This is a genomic window from Psychrobacter sp. ANT_H59, assembly GCF_008369225.1.
Lineage (GTDB): Bacteria > Pseudomonadota > Gammaproteobacteria > Pseudomonadales > Moraxellaceae > Psychrobacter > Psychrobacter cryohalolentis.
In genome coordinates, this window is the sequence record NZ_VOBE01000007.1 from 94,899 (window position 1) to 120,222 (window position 25,324).

The 25,324-nt window shown below is 41.7% G+C and carries 20 protein-coding genes and 1 tRNA gene; 6 read left to right on the top strand and 15 right to left on the bottom strand.

The features are described from left to right. The first annotated feature begins 73 nt into the window (after positions 1-73). Positions 74-1,699, top strand: coding sequence for a cryptochrome/photolyase family protein (locus FQ083_RS11410; protein WP_149409924.1), 1,626 nt, complete (start codon positions 74-76; stop codon positions 1,697-1,699). Positions 1,700-2,008: 309 nt separating this feature from the next. Here FQ083_RS11410 and FQ083_RS11415 read toward each other — a convergent pair whose 3' ends face one another. Beyond that, positions 2,009-2,770 (bottom strand): DUF4230 domain-containing protein, encoded by a 762-nt coding sequence (locus FQ083_RS11415; RefSeq protein WP_149409925.1) that lies wholly within the window; start codon positions 2,768-2,770, stop codon positions 2,009-2,011. Positions 2,771-3,374: 604 nt separating this feature from the next. On the opposite strand from FQ083_RS11415, the gene FQ083_RS11420 reads away from it, so the two are divergent. After that, positions 3,375-5,093, top strand: a complete 1,719-nt coding sequence (locus tag FQ083_RS11420; RefSeq protein WP_149409926.1) for a proline--tRNA ligase — start codon at positions 3,375-3,377, stop codon at positions 5,091-5,093. A gap of 105 nt (positions 5,094-5,198) precedes the next feature. On the opposite strand, the gene queF is transcribed toward FQ083_RS11420, so the two are convergent. The 4 genes from queF to FQ083_RS11440 form a co-directional block, all read right to left on the bottom strand. Next, positions 5,199-6,056, bottom strand: coding sequence for an NADPH-dependent 7-cyano-7-deazaguanine reductase QueF (queF, locus tag FQ083_RS11425; RefSeq protein WP_149409927.1), 858 nt, complete (start codon positions 6,054-6,056; stop codon positions 5,199-5,201). Between the two features lie 114 nt (positions 6,057-6,170). Further along, positions 6,171-6,944 carry an ABC transporter permease gene (locus FQ083_RS11430; protein ID WP_011512829.1) on the bottom strand — a complete coding sequence of 258 codons (774 nt, stop codon included), beginning with the start codon at positions 6,942-6,944 and terminating at the stop codon, positions 6,171-6,173. A 179-nt stretch (positions 6,945-7,123) separates the two neighbouring features. Further along, positions 7,124-8,071 carry an ABC transporter ATP-binding protein gene (locus FQ083_RS11435; protein WP_149409928.1) on the bottom strand — a complete coding sequence of 316 codons (948 nt, stop codon included), beginning with the start codon at positions 8,069-8,071 and terminating at the stop codon, positions 7,124-7,126. 226 nt (positions 8,072-8,297) lie between these two features. Beyond that, positions 8,298-8,975, bottom strand: a complete 678-nt coding sequence (locus FQ083_RS11440) for a c-type cytochrome (protein WP_149409929.1) — start codon at positions 8,973-8,975, stop codon at positions 8,298-8,300. A 298-nt stretch (positions 8,976-9,273) separates the two neighbouring features. Here FQ083_RS11440 and FQ083_RS11445 point away from each other — a divergent pair. Next, a tRNA-Arg gene (locus tag FQ083_RS11445) sits at positions 9,274-9,350 on the top strand. Between the two features lie 191 nt (positions 9,351-9,541). On the opposite strand, the gene FQ083_RS11450 is transcribed toward FQ083_RS11445, so the two are convergent. Continuing rightward, positions 9,542-9,901, bottom strand: coding sequence for a hypothetical protein (locus FQ083_RS11450; protein ID WP_149409930.1), 360 nt, complete (start codon positions 9,899-9,901; stop codon positions 9,542-9,544). Between the two features lie 35 nt (positions 9,902-9,936). Here FQ083_RS11450 and FQ083_RS11455 point away from each other — a divergent pair, with 35 nt between their 5' ends. After that, positions 9,937-10,737, top strand: coding sequence for an NAD-dependent deacylase (locus FQ083_RS11455; RefSeq protein WP_149409931.1), 801 nt, complete (start codon positions 9,937-9,939; stop codon positions 10,735-10,737). Between the two features lie 11 nt (positions 10,738-10,748). On the opposite strand, the gene FQ083_RS11460 is transcribed toward FQ083_RS11455, so the two are convergent. From FQ083_RS11460 to FQ083_RS11475, 4 genes are all read right to left on the bottom strand, one after another. Then, complete coding sequence (locus FQ083_RS11460; RefSeq protein ID WP_149409932.1) at positions 10,749-11,747, bottom strand: adenosine deaminase; 999 nt, start codon at positions 11,745-11,747, stop codon at positions 10,749-10,751. A 91-nt stretch (positions 11,748-11,838) separates the two neighbouring features. Beyond that, entirely contained in the window at positions 11,839-12,363 is a 525-nt protein-coding gene (locus tag FQ083_RS11465; RefSeq protein ID WP_020442785.1) for a TPM domain-containing protein, read from the bottom strand. Between the two features lie 91 nt (positions 12,364-12,454). Next, complete coding sequence (locus FQ083_RS11470; protein WP_149409933.1) at positions 12,455-13,600, bottom strand: TPM domain-containing protein; 1,146 nt, start codon at positions 13,598-13,600, stop codon at positions 12,455-12,457. Between the two features lie 264 nt (positions 13,601-13,864). Then, the gene (locus tag FQ083_RS11475) at positions 13,865-14,497 is read right to left on the bottom strand and encodes a LemA family protein (protein WP_149409934.1); all 633 of its coding nucleotides are present in this window, start codon (positions 14,495-14,497) and stop codon (positions 13,865-13,867) included. A 959-nt stretch (positions 14,498-15,456) separates the two neighbouring features. Here FQ083_RS11475 and FQ083_RS11480 point away from each other — a divergent pair. Beyond that, on the top strand, positions 15,457-17,007 hold the full coding sequence (locus tag FQ083_RS11480; protein WP_020442782.1) for an alanine/glycine:cation symporter family protein: 1,551 nt from the start codon (positions 15,457-15,459) through the stop codon (positions 17,005-17,007). Between the two features lie 286 nt (positions 17,008-17,293). Here FQ083_RS11480 and FQ083_RS11485 read toward each other — a convergent pair whose 3' ends face one another. Together FQ083_RS11485 and FQ083_RS11490 are read right to left on the bottom strand one after the other, a co-directional pair. Continuing rightward, a complete protein-coding gene (locus FQ083_RS11485; RefSeq protein WP_011512819.1) occupies positions 17,294-17,896 on the bottom strand; it encodes a fasciclin domain-containing protein in 603 nt (200 codons plus the stop codon). Between the two features lie 338 nt (positions 17,897-18,234). Beyond that, a complete protein-coding gene (locus FQ083_RS11490; RefSeq protein WP_020442781.1) occupies positions 18,235-18,789 on the bottom strand; it encodes a fasciclin domain-containing protein in 555 nt (184 codons plus the stop codon). A gap of 713 nt (positions 18,790-19,502) precedes the next feature. Between FQ083_RS11490 and metH the strand changes: the two genes are divergently transcribed. Then, a complete protein-coding gene (gene metH, locus FQ083_RS11495) occupies positions 19,503-23,159 on the top strand; it encodes a methionine synthase (RefSeq protein WP_410477369.1) in 3,657 nt (1,218 codons plus the stop codon). A 158-nt stretch (positions 23,160-23,317) separates the two neighbouring features. Here metH and FQ083_RS11500 read toward each other — a convergent pair whose 3' ends face one another. The 3 genes from FQ083_RS11500 to FQ083_RS11510 all read right to left on the bottom strand — a co-directional run bounded on the left by FQ083_RS11500 (position 23,318) and on the right by FQ083_RS11510 (position 25,293). Further along, complete coding sequence (locus FQ083_RS11500) at positions 23,318-24,277, bottom strand: reverse transcriptase family protein (protein WP_149409936.1); 960 nt, start codon at positions 24,275-24,277, stop codon at positions 23,318-23,320. Continuing rightward, the gene (locus FQ083_RS11505; protein WP_149409937.1) at positions 24,246-24,560 is read right to left on the bottom strand and encodes a helix-turn-helix domain-containing protein; all 315 of its coding nucleotides are present in this window, start codon (positions 24,558-24,560) and stop codon (positions 24,246-24,248) included. The genes FQ083_RS11500 and FQ083_RS11505 overlap by 32 nt, the downstream gene beginning before the upstream one ends. Before the next feature lie 586 nt (positions 24,561-25,146). Then, positions 25,147-25,293, bottom strand: a complete 147-nt coding sequence (locus FQ083_RS11510; RefSeq protein WP_149409938.1) for a DUF2256 domain-containing protein — start codon at positions 25,291-25,293, stop codon at positions 25,147-25,149. Positions 25,294-25,324: the final 31 nt, after the last annotated feature.

Consider the following 25,324-nt stretch of genomic DNA (forward strand, 5'->3'; position numbering starts at 1 on the left):
AAAAACTTATCCTAGCATACTTTTATTCATAGTTTTGTTTATGATTGCGATTGATTAATATGGGAATAGATGAATGTCTAAGACGGCGGTAGCGATAAAAAATAATTCACACAACAAAGTCGAGGATAGTCATCAGCTGCATTATCTCATGTGGTTTCGCCGTGATCTACGCGTTCATGACAATACTGCTTTGGCTGCCATTTGTGAGCGTGCAAACGAAGACAATGCTCAGCTCAGCGCGGTTTTTTTTCTCACCCCTGAGCAGTGGCAGACACATAATATGTCGCTTACACAGCTTGATCATATTGCGCGAACACTCCCTATCCTCGCACAAAAACTGCACCAGTTGAACATCATTTTAACCGTGCAAATCTGCCCTAGTTTCACTGATTGTATAGCTGCGTTGAGCGCATTATGTGAGACAAATAATATCAGCTGCGTGATGGCAAATCATGAGTACGAAGGTAATGAGGTTGCGCGGGATGAACTGTTAACCAAACAACTTGCAAACAACGAAATTGAGTTTATCCGCTGGCATGACCAATGTATCTTACCACCGAAAAGTATCACTACCAATGATGACAGCATGTATCAAGTGTTTACCCCATTTTATAAAAAATGGCGGCATACCTTGGAGGTTAGTGACATACAAATTCATACAGCACTTGCCGTCATAGGTAATAAACAAGTTAATTTAACATTATCAGAAAACAGTGCAAATACTACTCAAGATATAGAAGCATTGTGCAAAGAAACTGTCCACGACTATCAAAAATATCTACAAACTCATAAATCCTATCAAGATATAGATACGGACAAGCAAATTAGCCAAGCTCGCCTTGCCTATCCTGCTGGCGAAGTTACTGCTTGTCATCGATTAGACCAATTTATCGCGGATGATATCAATAACTATGATGTGAGCCGCGATGTGCCCAGCTTACACGCGACCAGTCAGCTATCCGCTTACCTTACTATTGGCGCAATCAGTCCCAGACTTTGTTACTTACAAGCTACTAAGGCGCTAGGGAAATTACATGGAAATGATGGTGACAACTTTGACAGCGGTGACAATAATGACATTAACCGCTGGATAAGCGAGCTGGCTTGGCGAGATTTCTATCGCCATGTTTTAGATTATAAGCCTGAGCTTATTCGCCATCATGCTTATAAAAATGAGATTGATAAGAAAATCAACTGGTCGTATGATGAAGATGCTTTTGCAGCATGGCGTGAGGGCAAAACGGGTGTGCCATTAGTCGATGCAGCGATGCGCTGCCTTAATACGACAGGCTTTATGCACAATCGTTTGCGCATGGTTACCGCGATGTTTTTGACTAAAGATTTATTGATTGATTGGCGCTGGGGTGAGCGTTACTTTATGCAGCAGCTGATAGACGGTGACTTTGCGTCTAATAATGGTGGCTGGCAGTGGAGCGCATCAACAGGTACAGATTCTGCGCCCTATTTTCGTATTATGAATCCCTTTAGCCAAGCTAAAAGCCATGATGCTGAGGGAATATTCATTAAAACTTGGCTACCTGAATTAAAGCCAATCCCTGCCAGTGTCTTGCATAGCGAGGATAAAATGCGCAAGGCTCTGAGTAAGAATGGTACCTTTGCAGATATTGATTATCCTGTGCCAATCGTTGAGCATAAACTGGCACGACAATTAGCGATTGCTGAATTTAAAAAAGAGTAATATCTATAGTTAAAATATCTCAAAAAACGCTACAGTGCTGCTGGTATAAATTTTTTGCAGCCTCTGTCTGCGTAGGCACAGCAAGCAAGAAAAATTAATATCAGCAGTACTTGATGTATCGATATTACTTTTCCCTGACTATATAGTCAGATAAAAATAAAAATGTTATGAAAATTTAAACGCGCTATTGGTATAAATTTTACTGGCGTGCTGCGTTCCCAGAGGCTGCGCAAAATTCATAACAATAGCGCTATAACACTTTCGTAATAAACTCACTATACAACCATTATCTACTGAAAATTGGTTTTATTATTTATTAACTGTAGCTGACGCTGAAGCGACTGACGGCATCTGACACGAGCCAGCACCCTGCGTCGTGACCGTCACTACTGCACCAGTTAACGCAAACAGCTGTTGCAACTGCACTTGTGCATTCTCTAACGCCATAGTCATGACATCACCACGGCAAGCACGTTCAAGCACTTCTTCTTTCGCCATACTTTGTGCTTGTTGTAAGATTTTTGGATCGACTTGCATCATCCCAAAAGCACCGGTTTGCCAATCATAAATCTCAATATCATCTAGATAGACTGAAAATATCTCTGATGGCGGCAGCGTAATATTAATTTTTGGCATAATAGAAACGGGGGCATTAACATCAGAGTTTTCAGCATCATTTACTTCCGACTCGGTAGGCTGTATCACTTGTACCATCTCAGGTGTCAATGCGCTCAAGTCAATGCCTGCCTCTACGCGACCACGAGCAATAAATAGCGCCTTTTGCTCATCTTGCCATAGCTTCATCCAACTGCCTGAACGCTGACTAGTAATCACCGTATCAACGCTGAACGCTACCGTCTCCAATCGATTCAAGTTCTGAATTTGTGTCACCACACCTTCACGAGTGATGGTTTCTATGGGCTCTTCTTTGGTAATATTCTGCACAGTATAGATAGCGAAAATGACGGCTGCGAGACCAGCAAGCAATACGATCCACGACATCATAGCGATGGATTTTTTCGCTTTTGAAGAAATCGTATTAATAGGAGTTCGATTATCAGAACTGTTCATATAAACACCTTTGTGGTTTTATCATAGTTTTATCGATTATTTTTATAATGCCATATTATTAGAACTACACAAAAAACGACATACTAGATGATAAATGCCATTTTTAAGCAGCAACTTCAAGTAATGACTACTAATACTCTACATAATTACCAATAATACCCTTTTCAAAAAACCCCTTTTTATTTGCTATAAATACATTTAGAACTGGTAAATAATCGAGTTATAGCTGTCTGATTCAACCCTTTAAGTAACCTTCGCTCTGAAAAAACAAAAAGTCATTGCGTCTTAGGCGAACTTTACCTAACATAGTCAGGTTGTATGCTTAAAACATCGGTATACAGGTATTTTTCGAGCTTTATGCTAAAGACAGCGCTCGATGAAGTCTGATATTTTTATACAAAATAATATGTTATATCCTTTTTTAAATGCTGTTTACGAACGCACTGCTCACTAGCGTACTGTCTGTTGTAGTATTTTCTAGCTAGGGCATGTCCTACACTATTACCAAGTAATAACAGGTCATCTTGCGTCGGCTATCAAACCACACGCTCAATATCCTACTATTTCTTATTTATTTTATCGTCGATAAGGTTCCGCTTTATTTATGAAAGCCAGTCAATTTTTATTTGCCACGCTAAAAGAAACACCCAGTGATGCAGATATCGCTTCAAGCCAATTAATGGTTAGAGCCGGTCTGATTCGCAAAATCGCTTCTGGATTATATATCTGGTTGCCAATGGGTTTGCGCGTATTGCAAAAAGTCGAGCGTATCGTTCGCGAAGAGATGCAAAATATCGGCGCTCAAGAAGTGCTTATGCCGATGACTCAGCCTGCTGAGCTTTGGCAGCTGACCGGACGTTTTAACGACTATGGTCCTGAGCTACTACGCTTTAAAGACCGTCATGACCGCGATTTTGTATTGGGACCGACTCACGAAGAAGTCATCACCAATCTTGCCCAAGGCGAGCTGCGCAGTTATAAGCAATTACCGATTACTTTCTTTCAAATTCAAAATAAGTTCCGTGATGAGATTCGTCCACGCTTTGGTGTGATGCGCGCACGCGAATTTACCATGAAAGATGCTTATTCGTTCCACGTTGACCAAGCGTCACTGGCAAAGACGTATGATGAGATGTATGACGCTTATACACGCATATTCACGCGCTTAGGTCTTGATTTCCGTGCGGTACAAGCCGACACTGGCTCAATAGGTGGCTTTGCCTCTCACGAGTTCCATGTCCTAGCAGACAGCGGCGAAGATGATATTGCTTTCTCTGATTCGTCTGAATATGCTGCCAACGTTGAGCTTGCAGAATCTATGAGTATGGCAGAACGCCAGCCTGCGACGATGACTCGCGAAAATATTGATACCGTCAATATGCCAACCTGTGAAGCCGTTGCTGAGCATTTGAATGTTCCACTTGCCACAACCGTCAAAACATTGATTGTGCAAGGTCATACGCCAGAAGGTGAGCCGCAGCTTATCGCTGTGGTATTACGTGGCGACCATACACTAAACACCATAAAAGCCGAAAAAATTGAAGAAGCCAATGTCCCTTTAATGATGGCAACGGAAGAAGAGCTAAAAGCCGCTGGTCTGCATAAAGGCTATATCGGCGTTGAGCTTAATATGCCAGTCTTTGTTGATCGTGCAGCAGCGGCATTGTCTGACTTTGTCTCTGGCGCCAATGAAATTAATAAGCACACGACGGGTATGAATTGGGAGCGTGACGCGCATATCACCCGTATTGTTGATATTCGCAATGTACACGAAGGCGACCCTTCTCCTGATGGTAAAGGTACGCTGCAGATCAAACGCGGTATCGAAGTCGGTCATATCTTCCAGTTGGGTGATAAATACTCGCAAGCGATGAACTGCACGGTATCAGGTGAAGATGGCAAGCCGGTCACTTTGATGATGGGCTGTTACGGTATTGGCGTCAGCCGTATTATCGCTGCTGCTATTGAGCAAAACAACGATGAAAACGGCATTATGTGGCCATCAACACCAGATGTTAGTGATTCTTTAGCACCTTTTGAAGTCGCTATCGTGCCAATGAAATCAAAAGAAGACACCGTTATGGAAACAGCAACGGCATTGTACGAGGAGCTAAAAGCTCTTGGTATCAATGTATTGCTTGATGACCGTAATGAGCGCCCAGGCGTGAAGTTTGCTGACCTTGAGCTGATTGGTATTCCGCATCGTATCGTAGTATCTGACCGTAATTTGGCAGAAGATAAATACGAGTACGTCAATCGCCGTGATAGTGAGAAGCAACTACTTAGCCGTGATGAAGTAGTAGCTAAAGTCAGCGGTAAATAGTGCAACGATAAAATCAGTACCATAAAAAGCGCCTATCTCATTATATGAGATAGGCGCTTTTTTTATAATTAGAGATTTACTTAAAAACCATTCACAATGCTTTTCTTACTGACGAATCAAACGACTAGGCACAGGCAATAATGTAATATCGCTCACACGACAAGGATTAATATCAATACCACCTCGACGTGTATACCAAGCACGAACCATGAGCTCACTTGGCTCATAGTATTGACTCAAATCAGCAAATATCTGCTCAACACACTGCTCATGAAAGCCATTATGCTGACGGAAACTTAATATATAACGCAGCATATTTGCGTTATTAACTGGCTTATTAGTGGTTATTGAAACTGCCAATGTCCCCCAATCTGGCTGATTGGTCACCGGACAATTACTACGTAATAGATTAGAATAAAAGCTAAAAGTTTTACCCTCTGATATTTTAGCATCACTTGAATCATGTTCTAATAATGACGCATCAGGATGCAGCGTTAATGCTACTTTCTCAGTACTGTCCGCTAGTGCATCATCAATACAAATGCCATAAGGCTGAGCGATCAATAGCCCTGAATGCTCATCCTCTAAGTCAAACAATTCAACGTTAACTTCAGCTTGTACGCATTTCGACAAATCTTTCGCTATCAGCGTTTGTACTGTTTCCCAACTACCAAATTCAGTAAAGTTGATACTATTTAGATAAAGCTTCAATGACTTTGATTCAACAATAAATGGCGAGCTTGCCGGAATGCCAAAGCGTGCTATCGCGACCTGCGATATACCTTGCTCATTTAACCATGACAGCTCAAATGCCTGCCACCAATCGATACCTATCTCTAGCTTATCATCCTGCCAACCAATGACCTCTCGCCCCATACTACGAGCAATCGGATATAACGTCTCTGGACTATACTCAGTTGGATAATCAGTGGTTTGTTCACCCAAGATACCGTGGATACTCATTGGTATTTCCTAATAGTAATGATTGAAATTAAATAATATTTAAAGTTTTAGTAAGATTATTAACCAGTTCAAGGGCTCGAACGGAATGAAAGATTTATATAAACCTTATTCTTCCTACAAACGTACGCGCGAGCCGTCACTTAATAGTCGATAGGCAATGGTATAAAAGATCGCACAAAAAGCAAAAATAGCGCCCATTGAATACCAGACATTGACGTCAGAATAGCCCAAAATCCCATAGCGGAATGAGTTGACCATATAAACGATTGGGTTCAATAATGAGATATTTTGCCAAAATGGTGATAAGTTTTCCATCGAGTAGAACACCCCGCCAAGATAGGTCAGCGGCGTTAATACAAAACTGGGAATGATGGAGATATCATCAAAAGAGCGGGCAAATACAGCATTAATAAAGCCGCCCAATGAAAACAGAATAGAGGTGCCAAGGACAGTAAATATGGTCACAAATAAATGTTCAATACCCAAATCAGTAAAGAACAGCGCCACGATCGAGACAATGATACCAATCGCTAATCCGCGGAAAATACCACCGCTGATATAGCCCATCAAAATAGCATGTTTTGATACGGGCGAGACCAAAAGCTCCTCGATACTGGCGGTAAATTTGGCACTAAAAAAGCTTGAGACCACATTAGAATAGCTGTTAGTGATGATTGCCATCATAATCAAACCAGGCACGATAAACTGCATATACGGCACACCGCCCATCTCACCCACACGTGGTCCAATCATCTTACCAAAGATGACAAAATACAGGCTCATGGTAATGACTGGCGGCAATAACGTCTGCGGCCAAATACGTAGAATTCGGCGCACTTCTTTTACCAAAATAGTGCGAAATGCAATCCAGCGTTGTGCAAAGTTCATGCGGTATCTCTCCTAAGCGCCTATGCTTGCTAGAGTAAATAGTCTCTAGTGCAAACAGAGTTGCCTATCTGATTATTCTATTTAATATACATGTTGAATGAAGATTTATTAATACGGTCTTATTATTCATAAAAATTCGTTATAAAGCCCAACTTTCAAAGGTAGCTAATGCTAAAGAGCTACGAGCTTAAAGGCTCATGTAGGCTTTTATCTACCAGACGCATGAACAACTCTTCTAAACGGTTGGCTTTATTACGCATACTCGCGACCGTAATACCTTGCTCAGACAATTGAGTAAAGACACCATTTAACGACTCACCTTCTGTCAATGTTACCTCAATCGTCAAATCATCCGGCTGCACGACATCCGTCACACCCGTTAATACTAATTGATGTGTTAACGGAGTCGCCACATCAAAGACAAAAGTCTCAACCGATAACTGCGCAAGCAAGTCTTTCATTTCAGTATTGATACGAATTTCACCGTGATCCAAAATCGCGATACGCTTACACAGCTGCTCAGCTTCTTCAAGATAATGCGTAGTTAGAATAATGGTGGTGTTTTCTTCAATATTAATCTGTTCCATAAACTCCCACATTGAGCGGCGTAGCTCAATATCTACACCAGCAGTCGGTTCATCTAATATCAATAGACGTGGCTTATGTATGAGCGCCCGTGCAATCATCAATCGACGCTTCATACCACCTGAGAGCTCACGCGATTTGCTGTCACGTTTTTCCCAAAGTCCCAAAGCTTTGAGCAACTTCTCTGCACGCGGTTTTGCTTCTTTTGCTGCAATGCCAAAATAGCCTGCTTGGGTAATAAGAATGTCTTCAACTTTTTCAAACTGATTAAAGTTAAACTCTTGCGGTACTACGCCCAAAAATTGCTTTGCTTTTGAGGGATCAGATAACAAGTCCGTACCAAAGATATGGACACTACCCGCTGTTGGCTTAAAGAGCGAGCTAATGATACCAATCATCGTTGACTTACCAGCACCATTTGGTCCCAGTAACGCAAAAAATCCCCCTTGCGGAACCGTAAGACTGACATCTTTTAATGCCGAAAATCCGTTGCTATAAGTTTTGGATAAATTCTGAATCGATAGTGCTGGTACTTCAGACATGAATACCTCTTTATGAATGATTAATCTAAAAAATGCTGTATCAGCATGCCAATTCTTATAATCGTTGCTGTAGTGTATTAATGTGAGGCTGAAGGGAAGCTATTTCAACGGTGGAATATCATAACGACGACATGAGTCCTATCAATCATACATAAAAAAGCACCTACCTCACTATGAGATAGATGCTTTTTATTTATTGCCTTTTAAAGCACCTTAGCCATAAAAACTAGCTGGCTTCACCAACCATATAATCAACGGCATTTTGTACTTCTTCATCAGGAATATCCGCGCCGCCTTTGGCAGGCATAGCATTGAAACCATTGATAGCATGGGTATATAGGGTATCTTTACCTTTTGCTATACGAGGTCCCCAAGCACCCGCATCACCTAACTTAGGAGAGCCGAGCAGCCCTGACGCATGACAAGTTTGGCATACTGCGTTATAGACTGCTTTACCATCACGAGGACCATCGCCTGCAGCTGGACCAGCAGAACGAGCCGTCACGTCACAAACTTCATCTTCTTCAAAACATATTTTGGCAACAGGCTGAATACGAGCAATCAGGTTCGGATATAACGCAATCAATTTTTGTACTTGCGGCGTATCTTGTGGAATTGGCTCTTCAACAGCAGCTGGTGCGGCTGCCGCAGTTGCCTCGGCTGGTGCATCTGTTGCTGTCGCGTCTGTTTGTGCAGTTGCATCAGCAGAAGCAGCGCCATCCGTGGTGTCAGCCGCCGCTTGAGGCTCATCACCTAGCTTTTGAGGGGCATTTTCGACAACCTCTTTGCCTTCTGCGACAGCAGATATAGTAACGGGTGTATCTATAGCACTTTCAGCTTGGCTCACAGCGATACTAGCGATTCCTAGAATGGCAGCTGCCGATAACATAACTACTTTTCTCATTCGTCACGTTCTCTTATTACGTATACAAGGGTCAGCAAGACTTAGACATTCTGTCTGTCCTCCTTTGACAACAAACCGTTGTCAATAGCAAACAGCCATCCCGCATGCGAGCGCACTTGTAATCGGTGATTATAAATATGGATTCTCCCTGACATTATAAGGGAAAAGACGGGTAGATTGCCATGCCTGTTTGCGGACTATGCTGTTTTTTCTTAAAAAACCTCAATAGCTGGCTTCATTCATTGGCTTTATGACTTTTATTTGTTAGACTAAGCGGTCTTTATTTCTAGGCACTTTTGCGCTCGTAGCTCAGTTGGATAGAGTATCGGTCTCCGAAGCCGAGGGTCGTGGGTTCGATTCCCGCCGAGCGCACCAATCATCGTATTTCGCCATTTCTCAGCACTACCTCAAATCTATAAGACCATTTAAAACAAAACCTTGAAGTTTTTATCATTGATAAGCTAGTCTGTTAATACCTATAAAATGTTGTATATATTGTTGTTAACTCCATTTTATGCTGACTTATGACGGAGTATTACTTCTCCTAGCTGGGTATTCGTACCAATCTACTCTGCCTCTTGCAAATTGGCATCTAGTTGCGCACGGCTAGGGACACGCTGATAATTAATCACTGGTATATCACCCAAACGGCGTTGACTGGCAGCAAGCTTGGGGTCAATCGTAATCATCGCAATTTTTATATTTTGTCGAGTAACGAGCAAATGACTGCCCTTTCGTGTCACTCGATAATCAGGAAAATGCTGCTTAATCATCTCTGCCGTCTTTTGTAAGGCGTCATTTATCGGTTTTTTCTTATCTTTTGACTTTGTATCATGCAAGTTATTTGGTGCACGTGATTTTGCAAAAAACCATAATCCAACGATAACTGCCGTCAATATGACAAGCCACCAAATTCCGTCTATCATAAGAAAGGATATCCATTATTAGCAAGGGTTAGCTTATGTTAGCAGAATTATCATCAGCGTTAATAGCAGAAGTAGAGCGTGCTGCTGAACTATTAGAATCGAAACAGCATATTTGCCTTTTAACTGGCGCAGGGATTTCAGCAGAAAGCGGCATTCCGACTTTTCGTGATAAGCAAACTGGCTTGTGGGAGAATTATCGGGCTGAGGACTTGGCGACACCAGATGCCTTCGCCCGCTACCCAAAGCTGGTTTGGTCATGGTATCAATGGCGCAGACAGCTCGTGGCTAGTAAAAAACCCAATCCTGCCCATACGGCATTAGCACAGTGGCAGTATCACAGTCAATCGACTAATCAGCAACTGACCCTCATTACTCAAAATGTCGATGATTTGCATGAGCAAGCAGGCAGCACTGTTACCCACCTGCATGGCAATCTATGGCGTAATCGATGCAGTCAATGTCAGACACCTTATACAATCCAATTAAAAGGCGCTTATGACAGCGAGAATAGCATCAGTTTTGATGAAGCTCTAATAACTTGCCAGCATTGTGATGGTTATATCAGACCTGATATTGTGTGGTTTGGAGAGTCGTTACCGATGCGGGCATGGCAGACAGCAGAGGAAGCTGCCGCGAGTTGTGATGTATTTATTAGTATCGGTACTTCCAGCCTCGTCTATCCCGCTGCCGGACTGGCACAACTGGCAAAACATAACGGTGCCAAAATTATCGAGATAAATCCTTATCCGACACCAAATACGCTAGTTGATATTACTCTGGCAGCAAAAGCTGGTGTCATCCTGCCAGAGTTGGTAAAAAGAATGGGCATACTATAATAGACAAACCATTAACCTACCGCTTGATCGACTTTGTCCAAATACTGCTGCTTTAGCTCATCACTGATAAATGACGATCTAAAAGAATTTTTTACCAAGGTGATAATATCGTCTTCTGTCAGTGGCAAATTCTCACTGATATTGATGAAGTTCTGATTGATATAGCCTTTAAAATAAGCAGGGTCATCTGAGTTGACCGTGATATTTAGACCATAATCTAGCAGCTCTTTGATGTTGTGCTCTTTATAGGTATCAAAGACTCTTAATTCGATATTAGAATTCGGGCACACGGTGAGCGGCATCTGCTCATCTTTTAGACGCTGCATCAGCTCAGTGCTTTTGATAGATTGCACACCATGGTCGATTCTACTGATATCCAATAAATCTAACGCTTCATAAATGTAAGAGAAATCCGCTTCTTCGCCAGCATGGGCAACCAACTTAAAGCCTTCCTCTTTTGCCTTTTTAAATACCTCTATAAACTTCGATGGCGGATTGCCTAATTCTGAAGAATCCAAACCGACACCGATAATGTCGTCTTTAAATGGCAATGCTTGCTCTAACGTCTCAAACGCTTCTTCCTGGGATAAATGCCGTAAAAAGCACATGATAATACAAGAGGTAATACCGTATTGTGCTTTGGCATCAGCCAGTGCACGTTTGATGCCTGTTATGACTGTCTCAAACGCCACGCCTCTTGCCGTATGCGTCTGCGGATCAAAAAATATCTCTGTATGAATAACATTATCTTCGACACATTTGAGAATATACTCCCATGTCAAATCGTAGAAATCATCCTGCGTAATCAAGACATTGGCACCGGCATAATAGATGTCTAAAAATGTCTGCAGATTGGTAAAGTTATAAGCATTACGCACATCTTCTATGTCTTTATAAGGAATCTCTATCTGGTTCTTTTTTGCCAATCTAAACATAAGCTCAGGCTCGAGCGAGCCTTCAATATGTAAATGCAGTTCTGCTTTTGGCAGTCTTTTTATTAGATCAATCATAATATTCCAGTATTGGCGTTATATATCGGTTATTTATTAAATATAGCGATAAGTGTTTAGTGTAATCTTTCATGCTGATGGCCGTCAGGGTTTATTTTAAAAAAACCACCGTATCAGACAGCTCATTACCTGATGGGTTTTGCTCCAGATGATAATACTGGCGCAGTACTTGACCAACCTCATCGAGCAATTCAGTCAAGCTTTCTTCTGTCTTCTGATTGGCAATACCGACTACCGCTTTGTCACACATTGCGCGCCAAACTGTTGGGCTAACATGGGCACTGATACCGCGATCAGCAACGATTTCAAGCTTGTGCTCGCAAACATTGACGTATATCAGCACACCAGTATTTTCTTCGGTGTCCCACACTCGGTACTCACTAAATAAATCAATCGCACGGTCACGGCAGTCGCTATGATAGGCCTCTTGAATAGGCAAATGATTTTCTACGATCAAAAATACCTCGCCGCGGTGACCTTGCTCAGCAAGTGTCACCCGCTCTGTCAACCGAGCTTTTGCCGCGGGCGTTAACCATTTACTATGCAAAACGGGGATAAATAAGACTTGGCGCCACCAGCGGGCAAAGCTGGATTTTGAAGCGTTATTCTCTGCCATGATACTATTTCCTCAAGTACGTCATTACTAATGGTTATTTAGTGTCTTTACTAGGTAGCTATGAAGCCACTGAAAAACAAAGGGCTAATGCTTACCAAGAACCGCCAGCGCCGCCACCACCAAAACCGCCACCGCCACCGCCGAAGCCGCCACCACCAAAACCGCCGCCGCCCATACCCGGCAGGAATATCATACCACCGCCTCTACCTCCTTTACCGCCGCCAGACCCGCCTTTACCGCCGCCGCGTGAAATCAAGAACAGCCATAAAAATATCGCCATAATGATGGTCATAAATAGACCACCGCCCAATGCTAGTGAACCTGCAACAAAACCACCGGCCGTCAGCACTGAACCGAATACTCGACCAAATATACTGGTAATAAAGCTACCAAATATCATCGCCATGATGAATAGAAAAATAGGAGATGGCAGCTCGTCTGATCCTTGTTGGGTAGTACGTTCAGCTGCCTGCGCATCGGCACGAGCAAGCACTTCAGGATCAGCAGATAAACGATTTTGTAAGGCCGTGACGCCTGCCAATATCCCTGCGCCATAATTATTTTGCTTAAATAACGGGGTAATATCCTCTCGAATGATGCGATTGACCGCCGCATCTGGCAGTACACCTTCGAGTCCATAACCTGTCAATATATACATATCACGGTCATTGACAGCGACAACCACAAGCAAACCATCATCGATGTCTTTACTACCCAGCTGCCATTTTTCAGCAACTTGCAAGGCATAATCAAAGATAGGCATGCCATTGGTAGTTGGGACAATCACCACTGCTGCTTGTGCCAAACCTTGCTGATAAATTGTACGTAGCTGTGCTTCTAAGCGCTGCTTCTCTTGTGGGTTTAAGATATTAGCTTGGTCGATGACAGGGCTGTTTAAAATCAGTTTGTCCGCATCGACACTGTCAGCAGTTGATTTGACAGGGGGACGTTTGGTCGCATTTGCCTCTGCCACGCCCTCATTGTTGGATGCATTAGGATTGATAGCTTCATTACCGAGTATGGTTTCGTTAATCGCCTCATTGCCTAAAACAGCATCATTAATAGCTTCATTGGATTCAGCGGCTTTTGCAATAGCCACTAAGTCTTCCACACTGCGATTTTGCGTGGTGCTATCGGCAGCAAGCGTACTGTCATCGGGCGCTGCATGCAATGTAGACGCGCTACCAATAGTAAGGGCGAATAACAACGCTGCTAGGGGTGTTTTTAAATGAGTCATTAACTGTATACCACCTCAAGTCAAATCTTTACTAAATTAATAGGTAGAGCGGCAATCAGTAAGTATTTAATTAATCAGTACTTGATGCTCTACCTGTTTTTAATGGCTTAACGATATAAATAGGCTTTAAGAGACGCTTATATTTAATATTAGACGCAACCTATTCATACCAGTAAGAAACGCTAAGACGGCTACACAATTCGTTTAATAGATGAAGCATACCGGCGTGAAATAAACGCATGATTCATCATTATTGATTTGCTGCTATTGAGCCGTCTTTGAGTCGCCATTGTCAAAATCCACGCTTGGTGCAGTAGAAATCTCTTTTTCGTTCGCGACGCTAAAGTTTGGTTTAGCACTCATCCCAAATACTTTTGCCGTAATATTGGTTGGGAATTGACGTACGGTCGTATTGTAACCCTGTACTTCTTGGATATAGCGGTTACGAGCGACGGCGATACGGTTTTCAGTACCTTCTAATTGCGCTTGCAAATCTTGGAATAGCACATCAGATTTCAGTTCAGGATAACGCTCAGACACTGCCATCAAACGTGATAGTGCACCCGTCATCTGTTCTTGCGCCGCCGCATAACGCTCCATCGCTTCAGGATCATTGAGTACTTCTGGCGTTACGGTGATACCACCAGCGCGTGAGCGGGCTTCAGCCACTTGCGTAAAGACTTCCTGCTCTTGCTTAGCATACTGCTGTACTACTTTTACCAAGTTTGGCACCAAATCCGAGCGACGTTGATATTGGTTGACCACCTCTGACCACGAAGCCGTCACTTGCTCATCTTGAGCCTGAAGATTATTATAACCACAACCTGTCAAGCCGACAGTAGACGTGGCTAATACAGCTGATAGCAAGATGGGTTTTACAATGGATTTACGGGTCATTGTGGATTCTCCTAATAATGATAAATATCAAACAACTGATAACAAGATTTTAAAATGGCTTTTGACTGCTTTTTTTGATACTGACTTCAATACTATGACTATATAAGCTTATATTTTGTAGCCTACAATATGTTGTGCTAATAATGGCGCTATAACGCTTTTTTTACAATTCATCGTTACCAAAACACAACCGCAAGCAACGACTTGTAGCATAATCTCTCGCTCTGTTTTGACTATGTATCTATATAACATAAATTATTGAAAAATCATCCAAACTGAGATAAATCGACCTTATGCCATATTCTACGGTACTTGTTGCCATAATAAAGCTTGCCATAACATATATATAGCTGCCGCTAAGAAGAAATTTCTAGTAATTGGGTAAAAAATATGGCAAATTGCAGTTACGTAGCTGTACGGTTTGCATACATTTGGTAGTGGACTTATTTTCTTCATAGTACTAGCGATTCGTTTATTTATCATTTAAAAGGATTAATAGACAGATAAATCATCGCTTTATGACTCTATTACGCAATTGTACTTAGCCGATACCGCTCATAGTAAGCTGAATGCCATCGCGATGATGGGTATTTAAAATTATAACCGCCTGTTTTATCCACTGGTTTATTTATAACAGCGTTTATGTTTATGGCAGGATGACGGATTACCAAAGTAAAGAGACAGTAAAAAGATGGCAACCATCGCCAATCGATTGATATTTATATATAAATGATATCAAGAGATGAGCAAATACAGCCAAACTTTGATAATAAACCAAGCGGATAAACACAGACAACTACAGTCCATTCTTGGTGACTATGTACATATGAAGCTTAAATCATTGTTTTAAGTACATGCAGATAATTTGAGTGGTTGGATTTAATAAGGATATTAAACCGTTAACTCACTCTATGCATCCTCATATATAGTCATTTTGAGACAGTTGAAGGAATAGATATATGGAAGGTTTAGTCAATTTAGTAAACGGAATTATTTGGAGCCCTGCATTAATTTACTTATGCTTGGGCGCAGGTCTATTTTATTCCATCATGACGCGCTTTGTACAAGTACGTTTATTCGGTGAAATGATCAAATTGCTATTTACTGGTAAATCTAGTGAACAAGGCATCTCATCGTTTCAGGCACTTGCCGTCTCGCTTGCTGGTCGTGTGGGTATGGGAAACATCGCAGGGGTAGCAGCCGCTATCGGCTTCGGTGGTCCTGGTGCTGTATTTTGGATGTGGGTAGTTGCTTTCCTAGGCGCATCTACTGCTTATGTTGAGTCGACACTGGCTCAGATTTACAAAGAAAAAGATGTAATCACTGGCGAATATCGCGGTGGCCCTGCTTACTATTTTGAGCGCGCACTTGGTCAAAAATGGTACGGCATCCTTTTTGCAATCTCATCTATCCTTGCTTGTGGTATGTTCCTACCAGGCGTACAGGCAAACGGCGTTATCAGTGCTTTCGCGCAGGTAATGGGTGAAGGTTCTATCGTTAACATTGGAGCCTTAGAAGTCGGCTCTATGCGGTTAGTAGCATTGGGTATTATTCTTGTGGTATTAGGTATCATCATCTTCGGTGGTATCAAGCGTATCGCAACGTTTACCGAGTATGCGGTTCCTTTCATGGCAATCGGCTATATTATCCTTGCACTGATCATCATGTTTGCTAACTTTGAGATGATTCCAGAAGTATTTGGCTTAATCGTTGGTGATGCTTTTACTGCTCAAGCAGGTTTTGGTGCAGCGATTGGTTGGGGTGTAAAACGTGGTATTTACTCTAACGAAGCCGGTCAAGGTACAGGTCCTCACGCTGCTGCTGCTGCTGAAGTTGAGCATCCATCACAGCAAGGTTTGGTACAGGCCTTCTCGGTTTACGTTGATACGTTACTGGTTTGTTCTGCTACTGCATTTATGATCTTAACGATGGGTACTTATAACATCCAAGGTACATTACCCGATGGTCAATTCATCGTCCAGAATGTAGCGGCTACGACTGAAATCAACGCTCCAGCATTTACGCAAATGGCAATGGAATCTGTCTATGGTGGTTTTGGTAATACCTTTATCGCTATCGCTGTCTTCTTCTTTGCCTTTACAACCATCTTGGCTTACTACTACATCGCTGAAGTGAACGTTGCTTACTTGACGCGCTTTATCGGTCGCGGTGCCAACAAAACTGGTCTATTTTTAGTTAAAGTCCTAATCATGGTGATGGTTGCCTATGGTGGTCTTAACTCAGCCGGTTATATTTGGGCAATTGGTGATATTGGTGTTGGTCTTATGGCTTGGCTCAATATTGTTGGTATTCTTGTTATCTTCTTTGTGGCACGTCCGACGCTTACCATGCTTAAAGACTATGAAGCACAGCGTAAAGCTGGTGTAACGCGCTATACATTTGATCCTGCAAAATTCGGTATCAAAAACGCGCCTTATTGGGAAGAGCGTCATCTAAAAGAGCAACAAAGAATAGCGGCACAAGATCCTTTAAATAAAGAGCATCGTTAATCCTCTGTAAAGTATTTGCCTACTAGCCAGTTATTAAAAAAGCCCGAGACCATTGTCTTGGGCTTTTTTGTATGTGCGCTCTTGCCTCTTTTCTACTATATTCGGTCCTAAATAAAAGAAATACAAATGTTATAAGGCACTACTGGATTCCTTTTACATTGCATCGACTCAAATTATTAGCAGCAATTAATAGGCAGCAAAAAGCCCAACTCAATGGCTGGGCTTTAGGTATTTTTACATCATTTACTGTTTACAAGAAAGACTTAGTAAGTCTATTAACCAAAACTTATTTAGGCAATAAAACTGTATCAATTACATGTACTACACCATTGGTTGCCATCATATCAGTGCCAACGATATTGGCGGTATTACCATTTGAATCTGTAATGACATTGGCATCACTAATCGTGATGGTTTGACCATTCGCCGTTTCAATCGCAGTACCGTAAGGAATATCAGCGGCTTTTACAACCATAGGTACGACATGGTATGGAAGCACACTTTTTAGCGTCGCTTGATCAGCAAGTAATTCTTCTTTGGTAATGTTCAACTTAGTCAATAAACCAGCAAAGGCATCATCAGTAGGTGCAAATACTGTGTACTTGTCTTCAGCCATCAGCATCGAATCAAGTCCAGCTGCCTGTAGTGCAGCGGTCAAGATGGTCAAGTCTTTATTGCCAGCTGCCATCTCACCAATAGTCTGCGTAGCTGCTGCTTCAGGGGCAACATCCGCTTCAACCATTGGTTCAGCTGCGACTTCTGGCTCAACGACTACATCAGTGGTTGCTTCTGGCTCAACTGGCTCAGCAACGACTTCTTTATCGTTACAAGCTGCTAATGACATTGCTGCCGCCACAACGGCGATAGATAGTAAGTTCTTTTTTAACATAAGACATTCCTTTGATATTAATAACTATTGAGTGAATAACAATTTGATAAGTACTGATTCGATAAGTAATAATTTTTGCATAAACAGTTTTTTTAAAATGCACAACACTGTTTAGAATATGACATCTTTTAAAGGGACGTTATCTGAAATCATCTACAATATTAACTGATTGATTTTTAATTGATATATTCTTAGGTAGTAGCACTGTAGCAATCACGTATATAACACAGGCGTTTCGTTATCTGAATCTATAACGAATTTAAGAGCTGCATAGAACAGCTCTTAAAAGATTGATCTTATACGCATATAATGGCTAGTTTTAAAACCTTACCAAAATACTATCTAGGCATTAGAACTCTATCAATCACATGTACCACACCATTACTGGCAGTAATGTCCGTTTTTAAGAGATTTGCTGTACGTCCACTTTCATCCATCAATTTGCCTTGGGCTGTCACCATAAGCGTGTCCATGCTTAGCATAGTTATATTGCCTGGTCTAACATCCTTGGCATAAATAGGTGCTGCGGCGTTAATCACGTGATAGCTTAAGATTTTAGTCAATAGTGGTTTATTGGCAAAGAGCTGTGCTTTGGTCATGTTATTTTCTTGTAACGCTTGCATAAAAGCAGCATTGGTTGGCGCAAGAATCGTATAGTTGGCATTAGGATTAGAGAGCGCGCCTGCTAAATCAGCAGCAACGACAGCTTCTACGAGTACAGAGAAGTCAGGATTGCTTTGGGCAATTTGTACTACATTCATTTTTGCCATTGATTGACTATGCATGGGCGCTTTCATAGGAGCGCTTTTAGCTGGCATCATATTGTTACAAGCACTTAGACCTGCAATTGAAACAGCTAAAGTACCAATAGCAGCGATTTTGATGATTTTCATAATATTATCCTTAATGAGTAAATATCTATAATCTGTTGGTTTTTATCTGGTATGTCAGATGAGATTGGCTTTCCTTAGCAGCAACGCTTAACGATATGATCACTGATTTGATAATGCATGATTACCCATGAAAAATAATATATAGGCAAACTTGCAAATAAAATCATCAACCCTTACTAATAAGCACTGCTTATGAAACATCAATCCTTCTGAAATTAAATTAACATATCCTTAAGTGGCGTAAACGGCTATTTACGCTACTTTTTGTGGTGTGCATGTAATCTGTATTTGCATTATAAAGTGATACTTTTACGTTTATAATCATAAGTAAAGCTATCTGTAACCCTAAAGATAAATGCTATTCATTTGTGCTCACACGCTTTATGCAATAGACTTTGATAACCTGACATTGGTAATATATTTTCTGCTAAAATCATCTGTATTTATTTACTATTTTTTACTGGCATTGATGGTTTTGACGTCTTCTCTATTAAAAATTATAACGACTTTTTCCTCTTCTTTTTTATAACTTTGACTCTATAAGCAGCGCTCCTATGACTCCAACAGCCCGTTCTCAAACTGATACCTCTTCAACCAATCTAACTGACACCAGTAACCCAAATGCCAATCCCAATGACTTTATATTGACGCCGCCTGCTGTGTTCCCTTATAAGGATCAGCAGCTAACGGCGCGAGCGCGCATTACAGAGCAAATGGCAGCACGGATTTTGATGCTCGATGGCGCCATGGGCACGCATATTCAAAACTATAAATTAGAGGAAGCGGACTATCGCGGTGAGCGCTTTGCTGATATCAAGCAAGATGTCCGCGGCAATAATGATTTATTGGTGCTGACGCAGCCACATATGATTAAAGAGATTCATTTGGCGCATTTGGAATCTGGCGCTGATATTATCGAGACCAATAGCTTTAATGGTACGCGGCTGTCGATGGCAGACTACGATATGCAGTATCTCGTGCCTGAGCTAAATAAAACGGCTGCTAAAATCGCACGTGAAGCCGCTGACGAATACACTGCGAAGAATCCAGAAAAACCACGCTTTGTCGCTGGGGTTATTGGTCCGACATCGCGTACTTGCTCGCTATCACCTGACGTTAATGACCCCGCCTTTCGTAATATTACCTTTGATGAATTGGTGCTGAACTATCGCGAATCAACCTTGGCGCTAATGGAAGGTGGCGTTGATATCATTTTGATTGAGACTATTTTTGATACGCTCAATGCCAAAGCAGCAATCTTTGCCGTCACAGGCGTGTTTGATGATATCGGATTTGAATTGCCAATTATGATTTCAGGCACGATTACAGATGCGTCAGGTCGTACCTTATCTGGGCAGACTGCTGAAGCTTTTTATAACTCGATTCGTCATGCCAAACCGCTATCCGTTGGCTTTAACTGTGCGCTCGGTGCGGACGCCCTACGTCCGCATATCCAAACGCTATCGAATATTGCCAATACTTATGTCTCTGCGCATCCTAATGCCGGTCTGCCCAATGAGTTTGGTGAATATGATGAAACTGCCGATGAAACTGCTGCACTGCTTGAAGGCTTTGCCAAAGCTGGTATCTTAAATATCGTTGGCGGCTGCTGTGGTACAACACCTGAGCATATCCGTCAAATCGCTAATATGGTAGCAAAGTACCCACCGCGCATCATTCCTGAGATTCCGCCTGCCTGCCGCTTATCTGGTCTTGAACCATTTACCATCAATAAAGACAGTCTATTCGTCAACGTTGGTGAGCGTACCAACGTTACGGGTTCGAAGAAATTCTTACGCCTAATCAAAACCGAAGCTTATCTTGAGGCGCTTGACGTTGCCCGTGACCAAGTCGAAGGCGGCGCGCAAATCGTCGATATCAATATGGACGAAGGGATGCTTGACTCTAAACAAGCGATGATTCACTTTGTGAACCTCGTATCAGGCGAGCCAGACATCAGCCGTGTACCGTTGATGCTGGACTCATCAAAATGGGATATTATCGAAGAAGGTCTTAAACGCACCCAAGGTAAGTGTGTCGTTAACTCTATCTCATTAAAAGAAGGTCACGCTGAGTTCGTCGAGCGTGCCAAGCTCTGTATGCGCTATGGTGCCGCCATCATTGTCATGGCATTCGATGAAGATGGACAAGCGGATACCTTTGAGCGTAAAACTCAGATTTGTAAACGCAGCTATGATGTGTTGGTCGATGAAGTGGGCTTCCCTTCTGAAGATATTATCTTTGATCCGAATATTTTTGCGGTTGCTACCGGTATCACTGAGCACAATAACTACGGTGCCGACTTTATTAACGCGACCAAATGGATTACAGAAAACCTGCCAAATGCCATGGTATCGGGCGGTGTCTCTAACGTCTCGTTTAGTTTCCGTGGTAACCCGATTCGTGAAGCCATCAATTCTGTATTCCTTTATCATGCGATTCAAAACGGCTTAACGATGGGTATCGTCAACCCAGCTATGCTTGAGCTATATGATGATATTCCAAAGGAAGCACGCGATGCCATCGAAGATGTGATGCTCAACCGCAATCAAGGCGAGACAGGTCAAGATGCCACCGAACGGCTGATGACCATCGCTGAAAACTATCAAGATGGCGGTAAGAAAAAAGACAGTACCGTCGATATGACATGGCGTGAAGGTACCGTTGAAGAACGGATTGCTCATGCGTTGGTAAAAGGTATTACTGCTTTTATCGAAGCGGATACTAAAGAAGCGTGGGAGAAATATCCGCGCCCACTTGAGGTCATCGAAGGACCACTGATGGACGGTATGAATATCGTCGGCGACTTATTTGGTGCCGGAAAAATGTTCTTACCGCAGGTCGTGAAATCTGCGCGCGTCATGAAGCAGTCGGTCGCTTGGCTAAATCCGTATATCGAAGCGGAAAAAGTCGAGGGTGAAAAGAAAGGTAAAATCCTCATGGCAACGGTCAAAGGCGACGTCCATGATATCGGTAAAAATATCGTCGGCGTGGTGCTTGGTTGTAATGGCTATGACATTGTTGATTTGGGCGTCATGGTGCCGTGTGAAAAAATCCTCGATACCGCGATAGCTGAGAAAGTCGATATTATTGGCTTATCAGGTCTGATTACCCCAAGCCTTGATGAGATGGTCTATGTCGCCAAGCAAATGCAAGAGCGTGGCATGACTTTGCCATTGATGATCGGTGGTGCAACGACCTCAAAAGCACATACGGCGGTCAAAGTCGAACCACAATACCAAAATAATGGTGTCATCTATGTGGCGGATGCCTCACGCTCTGTCGGCGTAGTGACCAAGCTACTGTCAAAAGAGCATTGCCAAGGTCTCATTGATGAAACCCGCGAAGAATATATCAAGGTACGTGAGCGTCTGGCTAAGCGCCAACCAAAGGCGGCGAAGGTCACATATGCCGAATCGGTCAAGATTGGCTTTCAGTATGATTGGGATAACTATGTGCCACCGACGCCTAATAAATTAGGGCAAGTGATCTTTGACGACTATCCTATCACTAACCTGCTGCCTTATATCGATTGGACACCGTTCTTTATCTCTTGGGGACTTGCTGGCAAATATCCGAAAATATTGCAAGACGATGTGGTTGGCGAAGCGGCGCGTGATTTGTTCGATAATGCAAATGAGCTGATGCAAAAGATGATTGATGAGAAATTAATCGTCGCAAAAGGCGTGTGTAAACTCATGCCTGCGCGCCGTACTGGTGCGGATACTGTCACCGTTTATGATAAAGCACCGACTAAGGGTGGCATAGCAGAATATCAATTTGAGCATTTGCGTCAACAAAGTGACAAAGCCAGTGGTAAGCCTAACTTTAGCTTGGCAGATTTTATCTCACCATCGGATACGCATACTGATTATCTTGGCGGCTTTACTGTTTCGATCGTTGGAACAGAAGCGCTGGCTGAGAAGTATAAAGCGGCTGGTGACGACTATAATGCCATTATGGTACAAGCATTATCTGACCGCTTAGCCGAAGCCTTTGCCGAACATCTACATGAGCTGATTCGCAAAGAATACTGGGGCTATCAGGCTGATGAGAGCTTAACCAATGAGGATATGATTAAAGAAAAATACGTCGGTATCCGCCCTGCACCTGGCTACCCTGCCTGCCCTGAGCATACGGAAAAAGGCAAACTGTTTGAATGGCTTGGTACGGGCGATGCCATCGGTACGACCTTGACTGAAAGCTATGCGATGTGGCCTGCGTCATCAGTCAGCGGCTTCTATTACTCGCATCCTGATAGTGAGTACTTTAACGTCGGTAAGATCAGTCGTGATCAGTTAGAGAGTTATGCTGAGCGTAAAGGCTGGGATATGAAGACTGCTGAGAAGTGGTTAAATCCGAATTTGTAGGGTTAGTTTGAAGCGGCGGGATTAGTTATTGTAGCTGATCCTGCTATTTTTCCATATCTTTGCTAACCAAAAGCTAGCGATGAAATCACTGTCTTACTATTATTCTGCGTATTCAAAATTCACCTTGAAAACACTCAATACAAAGACTTTTAAGTTAACTAAAGCTGTCCTTCTAGCTTTTTCTCTAACAATGATTGTGTTTGTAGAATAAAACAAGGCACTTCTCTATTTAATTGCTTTATATACTGGATTTTACCCTTCAAAGATAAATACTCATCTTTGAGTTGAGCATATGACTCATTATCAACATTGAGATTTATACTTTCACATAACTCTCTTAGCCCTTTATAATAAACATTCTTGACATCCACTGTATCTTTAAGAGCAACACCTGTCACTATCGGAGTCTGATTTGAAGTATATCTTTTGGTTTTCTCCTCTTTAATGATGTAACCGTATCGTTCTATAATTTTTTTCATAACGTTATAATGGCTATCATTAACAATATCACCAGATATAGTTATATCATCTGCATAGACTGTAAATTCTTGCTGAAATCTATTAGATTGTAGATACATCTCGTGAAACATATCTATATTCGCTAAATTACAAAGATATACACTAATTTGGCTACCTGTAGGTAGTGAGCCTTCAAAAGAACATATTATTGATAATACATAAGCTACATCTTGTTCACATTTCAACTTGTCTCGAAAAAATCTACGTAGAGCTTCATTACATATGCTCTGATAGTAAGATTTAATATCAAAAGTGATTAACTGCTTAGAGTATAAGTGAGCTTTTGCATTACTAATGTGAGAGCAGCCTTTTTTTGAATAATTTATGTATGAAGGTGTTTCAACTCTAGCTAATAGGTTAGCAATTCGATTATGAACACGATACATTAGATTAATAGGCTCTTGAATTAATCGTCCTTTTTGGTTTGTATAGCAATTATAGAACTTACTATTTCTAGATTTATCAATTAATAGCTTAAGTTCTTCATTATTTATACTAAGAATCTCACAAAGTTTTTTTAAGCTGGTAATTTTGTATAATCTACACTGATCTATAGAATACCTCTTATCAGCTTTTACCTTTAGTTTTTTTCTGCTCATCTTCAGTACTCCAATCTAGGATTTTAAGAATAAAGCTCGCAGATTTTATTCGAAAAGTCTTAGATATCTTTCCTTCATTTTCGAGTTGTTCTGAAAAGTACAGCAGAGAAGAGACAGGTAGATCGAAATAGTCTGAATAACTCTGTAAAAGCTCGATACTTGGGGACTTCTTACCATTCTCAATTTCAGACAGATAAGAATTAGATATATTTAGCTCTCGTGAGAGCTCATTTTGCTTCAATTTATGAAACAAACGAATTTTTTTTAAAGCATTGTTAATCATATAAGACTCCATAAGAATCTGTTGAGGACAACGCTTAAGGGTTACTATCAAAATAGTGCTTAATTAAATCAAAAACCCTAAGCAAACTATAAATAATTTTAAAAGCTTTCAATAGCAAGAAGATTGACTTCTTTAGCAATTTTCTACTTCCCTTAAGCGGTTGCTGATTATTAGTTGATTTGTTCATAAAACTTTCTCCTAGTTAATACTAGTACAATTACCAGTATCCTCATCACAACTAGAAAAAGAGACTTAATCAGCGGTCGATCCTAACAGGTGCTTGCTTGCTCTCGTCGCAAGCAAGCACCATACCGAACTATTACAACACGTCGAATAAAGGACGCATGAGCCCAGCAAAAGGTAGAGGGTTCTAATCCTCCGCAGGTAAAAAACTTACCTAATATTCATGATGAGTTATTCGTCTATACATCAACTAACATCCAATATTATACAATAAGAAAAAAATTAATCAATATTTATTTCGCTTATAGCGAAATAAATATTTGCAAATAGCGAATTTTAATGCTCAATTTTTTATAGTGTTTAGTTAGAGATTATCGTAGCTTCACCTTATTCTAACTATAGCTCAATCTAATTTGTCTTTCCCCCGCCGACAACGCTCCGAACAATAAATCACCTGTTCCCAATCCTTTTCCCATTTCTTGCGCCAAGTAAAAGGACGCTGGCAAACGGGGCAGATTTTTTGCGGTAGGTTTGCTTTTTTATGTGCCATTGTCTGCTCCCATTTCCCTATATCTCTACTT